The sequence below is a fragment of the Streptomyces sp. P9(2023) genome, from assembly GCF_032436795.1.
Lineage (GTDB): Bacteria > Actinomycetota > Actinomycetes > Streptomycetales > Streptomycetaceae > Streptomyces.
Window position 1 is genome coordinate 340481 of the sequence record NZ_JAUPWM010000001.1, and the last position, 15676, is coordinate 356156.

14 protein-coding genes are annotated in these 15676 nt (G+C 70.2%); 2 read left to right on the forward strand and 12 right to left on the reverse strand.

The window, feature by feature from the left end; all coding sequences use genetic code 11:
* Positions 1-148 precede the first annotated feature (148 nt).
* From Q5762_RS01550 to Q5762_RS01595, 10 genes are all read right to left on the reverse strand, one after another.
* Positions 149-1486, reverse strand: coding sequence for a cation:proton antiporter (locus Q5762_RS01550; protein WP_315890038.1), 1338 nt, complete (start codon positions 1484-1486; stop codon positions 149-151).
* Entirely contained in the window at positions 1483-2460 is a 978-nt protein-coding gene (locus Q5762_RS01555; protein WP_315890039.1) for a hypothetical protein, read from the reverse strand. Before Q5762_RS01555 ends, Q5762_RS01550 begins: the two co-directional genes overlap by 4 nt.
* 47 nt (positions 2461-2507) lie before the next feature.
* The gene (locus Q5762_RS01560) at positions 2508-2963 is read right to left on the reverse strand and encodes a GNAT family N-acetyltransferase (protein WP_315890040.1); all 456 of its coding nucleotides are present in this window, start codon (positions 2961-2963) and stop codon (positions 2508-2510) included.
* A 30-nt stretch (positions 2964-2993) separates the two neighbouring features.
* Positions 2994-4004, reverse strand: a complete 1011-nt coding sequence (locus tag Q5762_RS01565; protein ID WP_315890041.1) for a hypothetical protein — start codon at positions 4002-4004, stop codon at positions 2994-2996.
* Entirely contained in the window at positions 4001-4282 is a 282-nt protein-coding gene (locus Q5762_RS01570) for a hypothetical protein (protein WP_315890042.1), read from the reverse strand. The genes Q5762_RS01565 and Q5762_RS01570 overlap by 4 nt, the downstream gene beginning before the upstream one ends.
* Positions 4272-5198 carry a chlorinating enzyme gene (locus Q5762_RS01575; protein ID WP_315890043.1) on the reverse strand — a complete coding sequence of 309 codons (927 nt, stop codon included), beginning with the start codon at positions 5196-5198 and terminating at the stop codon, positions 4272-4274. The genes Q5762_RS01570 and Q5762_RS01575 overlap by 11 nt, the downstream gene beginning before the upstream one ends.
* A 2-nt stretch (positions 5199-5200) precedes the next feature.
* On the reverse strand, positions 5201-6172 hold the full coding sequence (locus tag Q5762_RS01580) for an amidohydrolase family protein (protein WP_315890044.1): 972 nt from the start codon (positions 6170-6172) through the stop codon (positions 5201-5203).
* Positions 6173-6183: 11 nt separating this feature from the next.
* On the reverse strand, positions 6184-6420 hold the full coding sequence (locus Q5762_RS01585) for an acyl carrier protein (protein WP_315890045.1): 237 nt from the start codon (positions 6418-6420) through the stop codon (positions 6184-6186).
* Positions 6421-6431: 11 nt separating this feature from the next.
* Positions 6432-8033 (reverse strand): AMP-binding protein, encoded by a 1602-nt coding sequence (locus tag Q5762_RS01590; protein ID WP_315890046.1) that lies wholly within the window; start codon positions 8031-8033, stop codon positions 6432-6434.
* Between the two features lie 393 nt (positions 8034-8426).
* A complete protein-coding gene (locus tag Q5762_RS01595; protein WP_315890047.1) occupies positions 8427-9431 on the reverse strand; it encodes a LuxR family transcriptional regulator in 1005 nt (334 codons plus the stop codon).
* Between the two features lie 204 nt (positions 9432-9635).
* On the opposite strand from Q5762_RS01595, the gene Q5762_RS01600 reads away from it, so the two are divergent.
* Positions 9636-9959 (forward strand): hypothetical protein, encoded by a 324-nt coding sequence (locus tag Q5762_RS01600; protein ID WP_315890048.1) that lies wholly within the window; start codon positions 9636-9638, stop codon positions 9957-9959.
* Positions 9956-10240, forward strand: a complete 285-nt coding sequence (locus Q5762_RS01605) for a hypothetical protein (protein ID WP_315890049.1) — start codon at positions 9956-9958, stop codon at positions 10238-10240. Before Q5762_RS01600 ends, Q5762_RS01605 begins: the two co-directional genes overlap by 4 nt.
* A gap of 15 nt (positions 10241-10255) precedes the next feature.
* Here the strand turns inward: Q5762_RS01605 and Q5762_RS01610 are convergent, their stop codons facing one another.
* Positions 10256-11668: a M1 family metallopeptidase gene (locus tag Q5762_RS01610; protein ID WP_315890244.1), complete on the reverse strand. Its 1413-nt coding sequence runs from the start codon at positions 11666-11668 to the stop codon at positions 10256-10258.
* Between the two features lie 44 nt (positions 11669-11712).
* Positions 11713-15657: a Pls/PosA family non-ribosomal peptide synthetase gene (locus tag Q5762_RS01615; RefSeq protein WP_315890050.1), complete on the reverse strand. Its 3945-nt coding sequence runs from the start codon at positions 15655-15657 to the stop codon at positions 11713-11715.
* Between the last annotated feature and the right edge of the window lie 19 nt (positions 15658-15676).

Sequence of the window (15676 nt, forward strand, 5' to 3'; positions counted from 1 at the left end):
CGCATGTGAATTCGGGCTGGCTGCGCACGCCTGGGACAACCGTGCCACGCAAGGCGGCCGGAAAGGCTCGGCACTTCGGCACATCAAGCTGCATGGCAGCTTGATGAACGCGAGAGGTAGAGCAATAAATCGGGCATACCGATTCTTGTTAGGGGGTGCTCCCCGACGAGGCGGACACGGCGGCGCGGCCGGGTTCGGGGCCTGGTTCCGGCTCGGCCGGGCCGGCGGTGTCCGGCCGGGCGAACCACCGGAGCAGCGGGCCGGTCATCGCCGTGGTGAGCACAGCCATGACCACGAAGAGCGAGAAGAGCCGCTCGTCGATGAGTCCGGCCTCCAGGCCGATGCCGAGCGCGATGAGCTCGGTCAGTCCCCTCGTGTTCATCAGACTCGCCAGGACGGCGGCGCTGCGGGACGACAGCCCCTGCGAGCGCGCGGCCACCCATGTGCCCCCGAACTTGCCGGTGGTGGCCACCAGCAGGATCAGTCCGAGGTGGACCAGACCCTCGGCCCCGATCCCGGACAGGTCGACCTTGAGCCCCGCGACGACGAAGTACACCGGCAGGAGGATCGCGGTGGTGTGCTCGGTGCGCCGCACGAGGTCCTCGCGCAGGCCCGGTATCTCCTGCCGGGGCATCACCAGGCCGAAGAGGAAGGCGCCGATCACGAAGTGCAGCCCGAGGAGCTGGGTCACCGCGGCGGAGACCAGCGCGCCGGTGAGCGCGATGACGAGCGGCCCGGCCGACCTCCCCGGCCCGGCCGACTTCCGGTCCGGTCCCGCCGAACTCCCGTCCGGGCCCGCCGACTTCCCGTCCGGGCCCCTCCGGGCCAGGACCTTCCGTAGCAGGGGCCGGACACCGAAGACGAGCAGGAGCACGTACGGGACGACCAGCAGGACCTTCCACGGGCTCTGGCCGCCCGTGCCGGCCAGCACCTGGATGCCGACGAGCGCCGTCCACGCGGCCAGGTCGCAGATCGCCGCCGTCGAGAGGGCCAGGGTGCCCAGCAGCGTGCCGCCCATGCCCCGGTCGGCCAGGATGCGAGCGAGCACCGGGAAGGCCGTGACCGACACGGCGACCCCGATGAAGAGCGCGAACGCCGTACTGTTCACCGGCTGGTAGTCACCGACGAGGTACCAGGCGAGCAGCAGCCCGAGGCCGAACGGAAGCAGGGTCGAACCGGCGACGGCGGCGCCGGCTATCCGGCCCGCTCCCCGGAGCCGGCCGAAGTCGAACTCCAGGCCCACCAGGAACATGAAGAGCACCAGGCCGAGGTTGGCCAGGACTCCGAGGTGGGGACGGATCTCCACCGGGAAGAGGGTGTCCGCGACGGCTCCGTCGAGGAGGGTGGGGCCGAGCAGAACCCCCGCGCCGATCTCGCCGATGACCGCGGGCTGGCCGAGGGCCCGGGCGAGCCGGCCGGCGACCCGGCAGACCGCGAGGATCAGGGCGAGATCGACGAGCAGGATCGCGACCTGGGTCTCCGTCATGCCGCCTCCCGGGCGCGGGTGACCTCCCGCAGCCCGTGCAGCAGCTCCGTCTCCGCCGTCTTCAGCCCGAGGCAGAGGGCCGAAAGCCGGTCCACGTCCAGCAGGCCGGTCACCTTGCCGAGCAGCAGCTGGTTCTGTGCGTCCGCCGTCCGCGCCACGATCCGGTCCAACACCGCCGCGACCTCCGGCTCGGCGGCCGAGCCGGGTATGGACGGGGCCGAGCCACGTATGTACGCGGCCAGGCCGGCCCGCGACCCCTGATAGATCGAGAACACGTCGTGCAGGGCGGCGATGGCCCGCTCGGGGGCGATCCAGCGGCTGGCGAGGAGGTCCCCGACCCCGGTCAGCAGGGTGTGGCTGTCCTCGTACCGGTCCACCCGGTCGGCGAACGCCCGGCGGGCCGCCTCCCGGCCCTCGTCGGCGTCGAAGGACGTGGTGGTGTAGTACCGGACGCGGCGCAGCTCGTTGTTGTCGAAGCCGGCCGCGATCACGTCCTCGGGGTACGCGTACGAGCACAGGACGCTCGCCGGGTTGTCGTCGATGATCGACCACTGTCCGGTGTCCGGCTCGAAGCCCTTGAGCACGATCGTGTGGACCAGGTGCTTGGAGGTGTACTCCGGGCAGTGCGGCCAGTAGAAGACATCACCGACGAGGATGGCGGAGCCTTCCCCGGCCACGACGTCGAGCAGCAGCCGCCGCGCCTCCGCGTAGGTCTCGAAGGCGACCTCCTCGGCGACGATCCCGATGCCGGCCAGGTCGTCGGGGGCGAGCAGCTCGCTGTCGAACGCGTACTTGGGACGCTGTTCCCGGACGATCTGCCGCAGCATGTCGTCCGTGCTGACCAGGCAGCGGTGCAGCAACTGGGGCACCGGCGCCCCGCGTTCGGCGAGCATCACCAACGACTGGCGCTGGAAGCAGTTGAGAAACAGCCGGCTGTACAACCCTTTGTCGTAGGGGTACACCATGTCTTTCACGTACCGTCCCCTTGGGTGTCGAGCGGGGTTCCCGCTGCGGGGCTCCGCTAGAGCAGTCTCGTCATGAAGGCGCTGTTGGGGTCTTCCTTGTACTCCGCGAACGGCGCGCAGGGCTCGAAGCCGAACTTCGTGTACAGGGCCCGCGCGGGTGCGAAGAACTCGGTCGAACCGGTCTCCAGGCTCAGCCGCTCGTATCCCGCCTGCCTGGCCTCGGAGATGATGTGGTCGAGGAGCCGGGACGCCACTCCGCCGCGCTTGCGCGCCGGGTCGGTGCGCATCGACTTGATCTCGGCGTGGCCGGCGTCGAGCCGCTTGAGGGCCCCGCATCCGACGAGGGTTCCGTCGTCGGTCATCGACCAGAAGGTGACCTCGGGCCTGCGCAGCCCGTCGAGGTCGAGGGCGTGCTTGCTCTCCAGTGGCGTGACGGACCGCATCTCCAGGACGTGCGCTTCGAGGAACGCGGCGATCTCGGGGCCGGAAAGGTCGTCCACTGCAATCTTCATCCGTCTCACCTTTGCTTGGGAGGAGGGGGGTCAGGCGCCGGCGAGCAGTCCGCAGGCGAAGAACCCTGGCGCCGAGGACTGGGCCAGATACAACTCTCCCGCACGGATGCCGACGGCTTGGTGATAGTCGACGAGGTTGATCATCCAATCCGAATTGCCGCAATGGCCATAGGCGGCGAGCGTGTCGGTGAAGTGCAGCCGGTCCCGGTCCACCCCCGCCATGGTGGTGTTGAAGAGCGTGACCGGTGCGTAGAGGTTGGTGGGGAACACCTTGGTGACGTCGTCGAGCCGTCGTCCCTCGCCGAGGACCCGGGCGTACGCGGCCTGGGCGACCTTCTGGCGCGACAGGAAGGAGTCCTGGCCCAGCAGTCCGGCGTGGTCGAGGCCGACCGCCGACGACAGCAGGCGCACCGGGCCGGTGCCGTCCAGGGCTGCCTCGCGGGTGATCAGGCAGCTGACGACGGCGTCGCTGAAGAGCGCGAAGGGTCTGACCCGGTCGGCGTCCTCGGGAGTGAAGTCGAGCGAGACGACGACCACGTTCCGCACCGCGGGGTCGCGGAGTTCGGCCCAGCCCTGCGCCAGCGCCGTCAGGGAGCCGCAGCACTGCTGGAAGGAGATCACCTGCGGAACGCAGTGGACGAGTCCCAGGCCGTCCAGCACGCGCGCGGCGAAGTCGGGCCCGAGCGAGCCGAGTCGGGCGTCGCTGGTGGCGAAGACGATCCGGTCGACGCGGTCGGCCGGAACGGAGCCGGTCCGCAGGGTCGCGCCTACCGCCTCGCGCACGTACTCCTCGATCGGGCGCGTCATCGTACGGAAGGTCCCGCAGCCCATCGCGGTGAAATCGGTGTCGGGCGAACGGTCGTTCCACAGGCGCTCGAAGTCCGGGATGTCCTGCGGCTTCCGCTCCCGTTCGCCGAAGGCGCGGGCGAACGCGCCGATGACCACGCCCTCGTGGCCTTCGGTCGAGGGCTGTGCGGGGTCCCGGGTCCCGGCGGCCGGGGCGGCCGCCGGGCGGGAACTGCCGGAGGCGTCGACGGTCACGCCGGCGCCTGCGCGAGGTCGGTCTCATCGATCTCGCGCAGCACGGAGGCGATTCCGTCGATGTCGCTCAGCCGGGAGACCCATTCCGGCTTGATCGGAACCTGGTCGTTCTTGTGTTCCTTGATGTAGTTCACGACCACGAGAATGATGTTCAGCGAACTGATCCCGAGCTCTTCCCGGGTGGTCGCCCGCATGACGTCCTCGTGGCTCACGCCCTGACCCATCGGCTGTGTCAGGAGGAAATCGGCGAACTTCTTCCGGTATGCGTCAGCGCTCATCGATGTCGACCTTCTCGAAGGGGAAGCCGTTCAGGTTCTTCTCGTGGATCCGGTTGTGCCCGTAGTTGTCCTCGCCGGACACCAGGACACTGCCGTGGTAGTCGAGGCTGATGGTGTCGCCGAACTCGCTGAGGCTGTCGACGTCCTCGTAGACCTTCACGGACGGCGACACATAGCGGGAGGCGAATCCCAGCCGGGTGGTGTCGCTGACGTTCGGCAGGGAGCCATGAATGCACTTGGCCAGGAAGATGACGAACTGGCCGGGCTTCATCTCCATGTCGACGATGTCTTCGTCGTTCGGGTCCCAGTCCTTGTCGAGCTTGAGCTCCGAGTAGTCGTACCCGAAGAAGTCGTGGGACTTGCTCTCGACATCACGGGTGAGCGGCTTGCTCTCGTCGTAGTACCACTTCTTGTGACTGCCGGGGATGTAGCGGAGGCAGCCGTTCTCCTTGCCGGCGGGCGAGAAGGCGGTCCAGACGGTGAGCTCCTGCGTCACCTTCTCGCTCTCCTCCGTGTACTTCAGGGAGGGGGAGGAGGTGGTGGTGGTCTCGCCCACGACGAAGGTCTCGACCTGGTGCCAGCCGGTACCGGCCTCGCCGGGCGCCTTCTGGAAGATGTTCGTCTTCCAGCACAGGACGTCGTCGCCGATCAGACTGCGCAGCTTGTGCACGATCTCCGGGCGGCTGATGTGCCGGGAGAGGGTGTTGCAGTCGAGGTGACGGTCGTAGTTGATGATCGTCGAGTTGTGCGGCTTGTTCTCGGAGGTGACCATCTCGATCATGGCCTGGTTCCACAGCATCGGAGCCTCGTCCTCCGCGTACAGGTCGAACGGGCCGACGAAGCCGTTCTCCTGGAAGAACTCGAGCTGCTCCTCGGTGAGGCCGAGGAACTCTTTCCCAGTGGTGCTTTCAGTCACGTTCAGGCCTTTCTCGATGACACGGGTGACGGAGTCGACGTGGGCGTCTTCAGCTTGTTCTTCGCGAGGAGCCGCGCGGCGTTCTTGTGGAAGAAGAGTTCCTTGTCCGCCTCGGACATGGACTCCGGGAAGGCGCCTTCCTTGTACAGCTTCCCGACCAGGCTCTCCTGCCGGCCCTGCAGCCGGAACACCGGCCAGTCGGTGCCGAAGAGGATCTTGTGGTTGATCCCCCGGCGGAACAGCGTGTTCAGTGCCGTGGCGCCGAAAGCCTCGTATCCGCTGACGTCGACGTAGACGTTCGGCCGGTTGTTGCACAACATGGCGACCTCGTCCGGGTAGTGCACACTTCCGTGCGCCAGGACGAAGTCGATTCCCGGGAAGTCCCTTGCGGCCTTGTCGACGTAGATCGGCTGGGCGATCTCGAAGTCGAGCACCGGAGATGTGGCCCCGATGTGGGAAAGGACCGGCAGCGCGTACTGCGCGCAGATCTCGTAGTACGGATAGAGCAGGTCGTCGGAGAGCTTGTAACCGCACGGCGGATACAGCTTCATGCCGTCGAAGCGGTAGTCGACGATCGCCTTCTCGAACAGGGCCAGACCGTCCGCGCCCCAGCGCGGGTCCACGCCCACCAGCACCCGGAAGCGGCCCGGGTGGCGCTCCACGACCGCCTTGTGGTGGTCGATGAGCTCCTCGATGGTGTGCGTGCTGTCCTTGAGCGCGTACGTGAAGTCCGGCAGCAGGAGGACGGACTCGGAGATGCCGGCCTCGTCCATCTGCCTGACCAGTTCGTCGCAGAGCGGGTCGGTCAGCGTGCCGCCGTGCATCCGCGCGACCTTGTCCCGGGTCACGGGCAGACCCCGGCTCGCCAGCGCCACCGTCATGTTGTCGACGACGCCGTCCTGGAACGACTTCGGGAAGCACATCTCGGACGCGATGTGGCTGTGGAAGTCGATGATCGTGGGCTTGTCGCTCATGGTCGCGGACCTCAGCTCTTCCGGACGATCGCGATGAGGTCGGAGACGGACTCGGCGCCGACGAACTCCTCGACCCGGCTGAAGGCGTCGATGCCGGCCTGCTCCTCCAGGACGAAGACGATGCTCATGAGTCCCAGCGAGTCGATGCCCAGATCACCCCGCAGGCTCATGTCCGGGGAAATACCGTTCCTGGCCGACTGCTTGGGTAGCGCGCCGGCGATGATCCGGCAGATGTCGTCGTCGCTCACATGCTCTCTGTTCATCGTCCCGCCCGAGTGCCGTCGTCAAAGATCCGCCGCATGACCGCGTCTCTGTCGACCTTGAAGTTCCTGGTCAACAGGCCGTTCTCCACCGTCAGTTCATCCTCGGGACGGAAGACGACCCGAGAGATGCGCTGCGCGGTCTCCCTCTTCTTGTTCGACTCGCCGATGTACGTCTCCACCTCTGCGGTGCGTTCGGAGGACTGCCAGTCGTCCAGCCAGACGACACAGGTCAGCAACCCCTCCTGCCCGGGAGCGGCGACCATGGCCTTGGCGACCCGGCAGCCCTTCTCCACCGCCAGCTCCAGTTCCTCCGGATTGATCTTGACGCCGCTGCGCGTGACGATGATGTTCTTCTTGCGTCCGATGAGCCGCAGGAAGCCGGCCCGGTCGAATCTGCCCAGGTCACCCGTGGCGACGACGCCGTCGGGCAGGAAGACCGCGGCCTGGGTCTCCTCGCCCTGGAAGACGTAACCCAGGCACTGCGGATACTCCGTGCGGACCAGGACCTCGTTGTCTGCGGCGATCTCCACCTGGATCCGGTCGACGGGGCGCCCCGCGCTCGCGGTCCGGTGCCGGCCGGGCAGGTTGAAGGCGATCCACCCGATCTCCGTCGAGCCGTACACCTCGAAGAGCGGCGCCCCGAGCCGCTGGAACAGCCGCACGGTCCGCGGCGGAACCGGCGCCGACCCGGTGAGCATGAGCCGCACCCGCGAGCCGTACATGCCCAGCCACTTCCTGCCGAGCCGTGCCCGCAGTCCGCGGCTCAGCCACCCGGGGGCGATGCCCTGCAGTACGCCGGCGAGGACGTACGGCAGACGGTCCTTCAGGCTCCCCGAGGTGACGCGGTGGTACGCGACCTCGAAGAACGACGGAGGCCCGAGGATGATCGTCGGCTCGAACTCCCTGAGCTTCTGGAACATGCGCTCCGGCGCCACGACGGTGATGTCCGCCCCGTGCCGTACCGCCATGTACATCAGGTACCGCTGCTGGAAGTTGGAGAAGGGCATGACGATCAGCACGTTGTCGTCGCCCGAGACCTGCCAGGCCTCCGCCGAGGTCCGGATGGTGTTCTCGACACCCTTCCCGGACATCAGGAGACCCTTCTTGCTCCCCGAAGTCCCGGACGAGAAGGCGATGGAGAAGACATCGTCGGCGAGCGGCGGACGACCACTCGACTGCTTCCGCCTGTCGAGGACGAGCGGACGCTCCTCCAACACCGCCACTCCCCGGGGGAGTTCGGATCCCACCGGCAGCGCTCGCGTGATCAGCACGGCCGCGAGCCCGTACGTCTCGGCGAGCTCCCCCACGGTCGCCGCGTCGGTCCGGCGCTCCAGCGGCAGTGCGACCGAGACGCATTCCAGTCCCAGCAGCGCGAGATCCCCGACGACCCATTCGTACGAGTTCGGTCCGGCGATTCCCACGAGATCCCCGGACCCGAGGCCGCTCGCACGCAATTCGGCCATCAGCCGGATAACGTCTGCGTGAACCTCCGCGAAAGTCTTGGTTACCAACTTTCCGTCGATGGACAGAAATCTCATCCGACGGTCCGGGTGTTCCGTCAGATTCTCGTAGAGGCCGCTCAGCCCGTGCTTCGACAAGGACTCATCCCCAGCCGGTGTCGTCGTCGGCGACGACGACCCGGTCCAAGGCGCCGGCCTGCCCCCCGGCACCGGCCGTCCCCCAGCCTCCGAGAATCGCCACGGCGATCGCACCCATCAGCACAACGGACCTCTGAAAGCCCTTCACAGCCTTTCCCCCCACCTGTTCCGTCCTCGCCTTTCTCGACTCCGTGCGACTGCCGCGACGCTGCGGCAGCGGGGAGTCGACCTGCACTCAAGGTGCCAGGCCGGGGGGAGTTCAGGGAGCATCTCCAGGGAGCATCAAGCTGCATGGCAGCATGATGTCCACCGGAAGAAACCGGCATAGGCGACGCGACGACACTGGCGCGTCGGTGAAATGGGGGACGCGACGACACCGGCGCGTCCGGGGAGTTACGCGGAATGCTCGCGCTGGGCCAGCAGATAGCCGGCCTGGAATCGGCTCTCGGCGTCGATGGTGGCCATGATCTCCGCGACGTGACGCCGGCAGGTGCGGACGGACATGCCGAGCCGTCGTGCGACGGCCACGTCCGTCATGCCGGCGGTGAGCAGCCGGACGATGGCCTCCTTCAGGTCGTCGGTGATCTCGGGCTGTGCCTCGGAGTCCGCCACGAAGGGTTCGGCGGCCAGCCAGAGCCGCTGATACGCGTCGACCATGAAGGCCACCACGTTGGGATCCCGCACGATCGCGGCGACGTTCGGGTCGGCCGACGTCGCGAACACCGCGCACTCCCGGTCGAAGATCAGCAGTCGGGTGAACTCGTCGTTGGTCGTGCGGACATGGGCACCGAGCCCGGTCACCTGCTCGACGTAGGCGTGGGTGCCCCGGCTGGAGCGCGCCGTGTGCTGGTAGAGGATGCGCATCGTGACGCCTCTGCGCAGCGCCTCGTAGTCACGCGGCGCCGCCTCGACGAGCACCTCCTCGCGACGGCCGCCCCCCGGTTGGGCCGTCAGGATCTCCTCCCGGCACTTCGCGGCGAGTTCGGCGATGATCATCCGGACGTCGGTGAGGCTCTCGATCAGGTCGACCTGCCTGCGGTCGCCCTGCCGGGTCAGGCTGGCGTCGAAGACGGGCGCGAAGGACGTGAGCCGACGGCGGGTCTCCTCGATGTGCACGCGCCGTGCCTGCAGTTCGAGCTCCAGCGGCCCGACCACCCGGCTGACGGCCTCGTCCGGCGACACCGCGACGATGCCCCGGCCCGACTGGGTGCGCAGGAGCCCTATCTCGGTCAGTTCGGCAAGTGCGGTATGGGTGTCCATGACCGGCAGATCGAGCTCCGCGGCGATCCCCGAGACGTCGATGACGTCCCCGAGGGGCTGGCCGAGGACGCAGGCGTAGACGCGGCGCAGCAGTTCACCGTCGACCGCGTTCCGCCGGAAATAGGAGTCTGCTTCCACTCTTGGCGTTCTCCCCCCTGTGGCAGCTTGTTGCAGCTGCACGTTGTTGCTGTGCGAGTCGCAGCGTTCGGCACGGTACCGACCGGTCACATTCTTGTTAAGGAGCTGTCCGGCTGTCGGACGTGGTGGAGCGCGACATCCCCCTCCCGCCGGGGGAAAGCGAGCCGTACCGTGGAATCCGTACGAGAGCGAGGAGGCCCCGTCATGAGCGCGTCGCCCCGAGAGACGCCGGTGCCGGCGTACGCGAGTCCGTACCGGATCGAGGCCCACGAGGGCCCGCAGACGCTCGCCGAGCTCCGTGCCGCCCTGGCGGTCGTCGACCCCGTCGAACTCACCGCGTTCACCGCGAAGTTCGACGCGGCCCGCTTCGGCGTCGAACAGGCCGCGGTCATCACGCACGCCCGCCACCTCGTCGCCCTGCGGACCCGCCCCGAGGTGACGGAGGCTATCCGGGCGTCGCTCGCCGGCGAGACCGAGCTCATGAGCGCGGACGACCTGTGGGCCGAACTCGACAAGGGCGCCGCGTGACCCAGTGGGCGGTCCAGGTGCCCCGCCGGCTGTACGCCGAGTTCGCGCACCTCTCCCCCGCCGGCCGCCGCGCGGTCCACGACGCCCTGGCCCTCCTCGCCACCGACCCCCGCCACCCCACCTCGACCGCCGGCCCCGTCCAGTCCGCCGAGATCCGCCACCTGACGACGGCCCCGACCCCGGACACGGCGGTCACGATCACCCTCCTCTACCGCGTCCACGACCCGAAGCCCCAGACCCCGGGCCGGGTAGAACTCCTCTTCATCCTGACCGGCCCCTGAGCATGTACGAAGGCGCTAGGCCGAAGCCGTCCCCCTGATCGCCGGGCCGCCGCCCCCGTTCATCGGGGGGTAGCCCGGGCGGGCCGGGATCGGCGCGGCGCCGTGCGGCGTGGGCAGGGGCGGCAGGGCCGGCTCGTACAGCCAGGCCGTGAACAGGTCGTTCAGCGGCTCGTTGGCGTAGCCCGTCGCGTGCCCGGTGAAGCCGGCCGTGGTGACCACGCCGTGGCGGTGCACGGTGGCCCAGTCGCGCAGCATGCGGAAGAACGCGCCGTCGCCCAGGGCGCAGCGGACAGCGTGGACGGCGAGGCCACCGCGCTCGTACAGGCGGTCGTCGAACATCAGCTTGCGGCCCGGGTCGGCGAGCTTCAGGTCCTGGGGCTGGGTGGTCAGCAGCCGGTGCGCGGTGGCGGCCATCTCGTGCGCCGTGCGGCCGCCCGAGCGCTCGGACCAGAGCCACTCGGCGTACTTGGCGAGGCCCTCGTTCAGCCAGATGTGCCGCCAGTCGGCGATGGTCACGCTGTTGCCGAACCACTGGTGCGCCAGTTCGTGCGCGATCAGGCGCTCGGAGCCGCGCGCGCCGTCCACGTGGTTGGTGCCGAACAGGGAGAGGCCCTGCGCCTCCACCGGGACATCGAGCTCCTCGTCGGCGACGACGACCGCGTACTCGCCGAAGGGGTAGGGCCCGAACAGCTCCTCGAACAGCTGCATCATCGCGGGCTGCCGGGCGAAGTCCCGGGAGAAGTTCGGCAGCAGGTGCGCCGGTACGTGGGCGGTCTGCGGCACACCGCCGAGACCGGGGTCGCCGAGCAGCACCGTCTGGTGCATGCCGATGGAGAGCCCGACGAGGTAGCTGGAGGTCGGCGCCGGCTGCTCGTACACCCACGTGGTCGTGGAGGCCCTGGTCGTACGGGTGAGCAGCCGGCCGCCCGCCACCACGGTGTACGCGGAGGGGGTGTTGACCGAGATCAGGTACGAGGCCTTGTCGGCGGGCCGGTCGTTGCAGGGGTACCAGGACGGCGCGCCGACGGGCTGGCTGGCGACCAGCGCGCCGTCGGTCAGCTCCTCCCAGCCGAGGCCGCCCCAGGGGCTGCGCACCGGCTTGGGGTTGCCCGCGTAGTGCACCTCGACGGTGAACGCGGCGCCGGCGGGCAGCGGCTTGGCCGGCCGGACCCGGAGCTTGCCTCCGCGGTGGGCGTAGTGCGGCGCCCGGCCGTTCACCAGGATCCGGCCGACCTTGAACTCGCCCAGGTTCAGCTGGAACTCGGTGAGCGGGGCCCGGCCCACTATCGCGCTGAGCCGGGCCGTCCCGGCCAGCCGGTTGGGGCCGGGACGGTACTCCAGCCCCAGTTCGTACCGGTGCACGCGGTACCGGGAGTCGCCGTTGGCCGGAAAGTACGGGTCCGACGCCGTTGTCTGCTGGCCGCTCACTGCCGCTTCCGCTCCCTGCCCTGTGCTGTGCTCGTACCGCCCGTTCAGGGTCGCCACGCCTCGATCGGATTGCCCAGCCAGCGGGTGTCGGCGGGGACGGTTTCCCCGGCCATCACGAGCGAGGCGGGACCCAGTGTGCTGCGGGCCCCGACCGAACTGCCCGGCAGGACGATTCCGCCCGGGCCCAGGGTGGCGCCCTCGCGGAGGACCACAGTATCCGTCCTCAAGATCCGGTCGTGGAAGAGGTGGGTCTGCAATACGCAGCCCCGGTTCACGCTGACCGCGTCGCCGAGGACCACCAGGTCGGTCTCGGGCAGCCAGTAGCTCTCGCACCACACGCCCTTGCCGATCCGGGCCCCGAGCCCGCGCAGCCACAGGGACATCACGGGGGTACCGGGCACCGAGCCGATCAGCCAGGGCACGGCCAGCACCTCGACGAAGGTGTCGGCGAGCTCGTTACGCCAGACGAAGCCGCACCAGAGCGGATGCTCGCCCGCCCGGTGCCGGCCGACGAGGAGCCACTTCGCGGCGGCCGAGACCACACACGCGGCGACACCTGCGGCCAGCAGCACCGCCCCGGACAGCAGCGCGGCGCCCGCGACACCGACACCGCTCGCCATCAGGGCGCAGAAGGCCGCCACGGTCAGGACGGCGAGCGCGGCGGAGCAGAACACGGGAAGGATCCGGCACAGCTCCACGAGGCCGCGCGCCCAGAGCAGCCGGGCGGGCGGGTCGTACGTACGGCTCTGGTCGGAGTCGGCGGCGGACCTCGGCAGCTTCACCGGCGGCAGGCCCAGGTACGAGCTCCCCTTCTTGGCCTTCTTCGGGGTCGCGGAGAGCACCCCGACGAGGCCGTCGTCGGGCACCGTACGACCCGGCGCGGTCATGCCGGAGTTGCCGAGGAAGGCCCGGCGGCCGATCTCGGAGTGGCCGATCCGCACCCAGCCGCCGCCCAGCTCGTACGGCGCGGTGAGGGTGTCGTCGGCGAGGAACGCGCCTTCGCCGACGGTGGTCAGGCTCGGCAGGGCGAGCACCGTGGACACCTCCGCGCCGCGGCCGATCTTCATGCCGAGCAGCCGCAGCCACACCGGGGTGATGAGCCCGGCGTAGAGCGGGAAGAGGGTCTCCCGCGCCAGGTCCATCAGCTGGGTGACCGTCCAGGCCTGCCAGGCGACCCGGCTATGGGTCGGGTGGCTTCCGGTCCGCAGGCCGAGGCTGAGCAGCCGTACGGAGACCAGGACCAGGGCCGCGTACGCGAACCCGTAGGCGAGCGCGCCGGGGACCACGGCGAGCAGCGCGCCCCGCAGCGCCTCGGCGAGCCCGGCGCCGGCGGGTACGAACCGGCTGACGACGAGCAGCGCGGGCAGGGCGGCGAGCACGGGCAGCGCGGTCAGGCAGAAGCCGGTCGCTCCGTATATGGCCCGCCAGTGGACCGCGCGCGGCGGCCGTTCCTTGGGCCAGTTGCGCTTGGCCTTGCCGAGCTTGCCGGCCGGGGCGCCGGCCCAGCGCTGGCCGGTCGGGATGGTGCCGACGACGGCGGAGCCGGGGGCCACCTCGGCCCGCTTGGCGACCCGGGCCCCGGGGAACAGCACGCTGCGGGTGCCGACCACGGCGCCCGCGCCGACCTTGACCGGGCCGATCTCCAGCCGGTCGCCGTCGAGCCAGTACCCGGAGAGGTCCACCTCGGACTCGACGGCGCAGCCGCGGCCGAGCTTGAGCATGCCGGTGACCGGGGGCAACGAGTGCAGGTCGACGTCGGGGCCGACCTTGGCGCCGAGAGCCCGGGCGTAACGTTCCAGCCAGGAGCCGGTGAGCGCGGTCGCGCCGACGCACTCGGCGAGCCGTTCGGCCGTCCAGAGCCGCAGGTGGACGCTGCCGCCGCGCGGGTGGCGGCCCGCCTTCACGCCGCGCAGCAGCAGCCGTGCGCCGCCGGCCGCGATCGCGAGGCGGCCGGGCGGGCTGAAGAGCAGCGCGGCGCCGGCGGCGACGAGCCACCAGGAGGCGGTCGGCGCCCACGGGTAGGGACCGAACCAGTGCAGGACGTTGCTGAAGGCCAGCAGGGCCACCGTCCAGCGCAGGCCGACGACGGTGAAGAGCGGGAGCAGCAGGATCGACTGCGTCACCTTGGCCCGGAGCGGGACCGGGGCGACGGTCCGGGCCGCGCCGTCGTCCTGGACGGACTTCTCCAGGCGCCGGGCCAGCTTGCGCAGGGTGGGCTGCTGGTAGATGTCGAGGACGGCGGCGCTCGGATAGCGGGTGCGCAGCAGCGTGGTGAGCTGGGCGGCGGCGAGGCTGTTGCCGCCGATGGCGAAGAAGTCGTCGGTGGCGCCGGCGACGGTGGTGCCGAGGGTCTCGTTCCACTGCTCGGCGAGCCAGGCCTCGGTGCCGTACAACTGCTCGACGGGGCCGGTCTTCTCCAGCTCGGGCTGGGGGCCCCTCCCAGCGGTAGCTGGGGGAGGCCAGGGCAGCGCGTCCCGGTCCACCTTGCCCGAGGTACGGGTCGGCAGCTCGGCGACGGGCGCGAGGAGCGGTACGAGGGCGGCGGGCAGCTCGGCGCGCAGCCGCTCGACGGCCGCCGAGTGGTCCCAGCCGTCCTGGGTGACGAGGTAGCCGACCAGCAGCTGGTTGCCGCTGCGCGCGGTGCGGACGGCGGCGGCCGCGCCGGCGACGCCGGGCAGGGCCTGCAGGGCCGCGTCGACCTCGCCGAGCTCGATCCGCCGGCCGCCGAGCTTGATCTGCTCGTCGCCGCGGCCGAGGAAGACCAGGCCCTCCGTTTCGGCGCGGACGAGGTCGCCGCTGCGGTAGGCGCGCTCCCAGCCGAGGGATTCCAGCGGCGCGTACTTCTCTGCGTCCTTCACCGGGTCGAGGTAGCGGGCCAGGCCGACGCCGCCGATGACCAGCTGGCCGCTGCCGCCCATCGGCACCGGCTCGCCCGACTCGTCGACGACGGCCAGCTCCCAGCCGTTCAGCGGGAGGCCGATCCGGATGGGCTCCTCGCCGGTCATGAGGGAGGCGCAGGCGACGACGGTGGCCTCGGTGGGGCCGTACGTGTTCCAGACCTCGCGGCCCTCGGTGACCAGCCGCTGGGCCAGCTCCGGCGGACAGGCCTCGCCACCGAAGATCAGCAGCCGGACCTCGTCCAGTGTCTCGGGCTCCCAGAGCGCGGCCAGGGTCGGCACGGTGGAGACGACGGTGATCTCCTGCTCCACCAGCCAGGGGCCGAGGTCGGCACCGCTGCGCACCTGGGAGCGCGGGACGGGCACGAGGCAGGCGCCGTAGCGCCAGGCCAGCCACATCTCCTCGCAGGAGGCGTCGAAGGCGACCGAGAGGCCTGCCATGACCCGGTCACTGGGGCCGATCGGCTCCTCGACCAGGAAGAGGGCGGCCTCGGCGTCCACGAAGGCGGCGGCGCTGCGGTGGGTGACGGCGACGCCCTTGGGCTTGCCGGTGGAACCGGAGGTGAAGATGATCCAGGCGTCCTGCTCGGGTCCGGGGCGCGCGGCGGGGGCGCGGTCGTCGGCGCTTCCGGTGAGTTCTCCCGCGGTGACGTCGACGCGCTGGTCGGCGCCCAGGACGGCGCGGACGCCGGCCTCGCCGAAGACCAGCTCGGCCCGCTCGTCCGGGTCCTCGGCGTCGACCGGCACGTAGGCGGCGCCCGCCGCGAGGACGGCGAGGATCCCGACGTAGAGCTCGTTCGTCCCCGAGGGCACGCGGACGCCGACCCGGTCGCCGAGGCCCACCCCGGCGGCCGCCAGGGCGCGCCGTCGGCGCTCGACCTCGCCGGCCAGCGCGCGGTACGTCAGCTGGGCGCGGCCGTCGTCCAGGGCGAGCTCGTCGGGGTACGCCTGGACGGAGGCCTCGAAGACGTCGATCAGGGTGCGCGCGGGGGCGGCGGGCCCGGCGGCGAACCGGGCGTGCTTTCCGGATTCCTCACGGGTGTCCGCGTCGTCGAGCAGAGTGAGCTCACCACTCCCAGGTGTCGCTGCCATCGGCCCTCGCGTTTCGTTC

What these genes read in the sequence shown, in the direction of transcription:
- Q5762_RS01550 (WP_315890038.1), bottom strand. Translation starts at nt 1,486, where the DNA reads ATGACGGAGACCCAGGTCGCGATCCTGCTCGTCGATCTCGCCCTGATC.
- Q5762_RS01560 (WP_315890040.1), bottom strand. Translation starts at nt 2,963, where the DNA reads ATGAAGATTGCAGTGGACGACCTTTCCGGCCCCGAGATCGCCGCGTTC.
- Q5762_RS01570 (WP_315890042.1), bottom strand. Translation starts at nt 4,282, where the DNA reads ATGAGCGCTGACGCATACCGGAAGAAGTTCGCCGATTTCCTCCTGACA.
- Q5762_RS01580 (WP_315890044.1), bottom strand. Translation starts at nt 6,172, where the DNA reads ATGAGCGACAAGCCCACGATCATCGACTTCCACAGCCACATCGCGTCC.
- Q5762_RS01600 (WP_315890048.1), top strand. Translation starts at nt 9,636, where the DNA reads ATGAGCGCGTCGCCCCGAGAGACGCCGGTGCCGGCGTACGCGAGTCCG.
- Q5762_RS01615 (WP_315890050.1), bottom strand. Translation starts at nt 15,657, where the DNA reads ATGGCAGCGACACCTGGGAGTGGTGAGCTCACTCTGCTCGACGACGCG.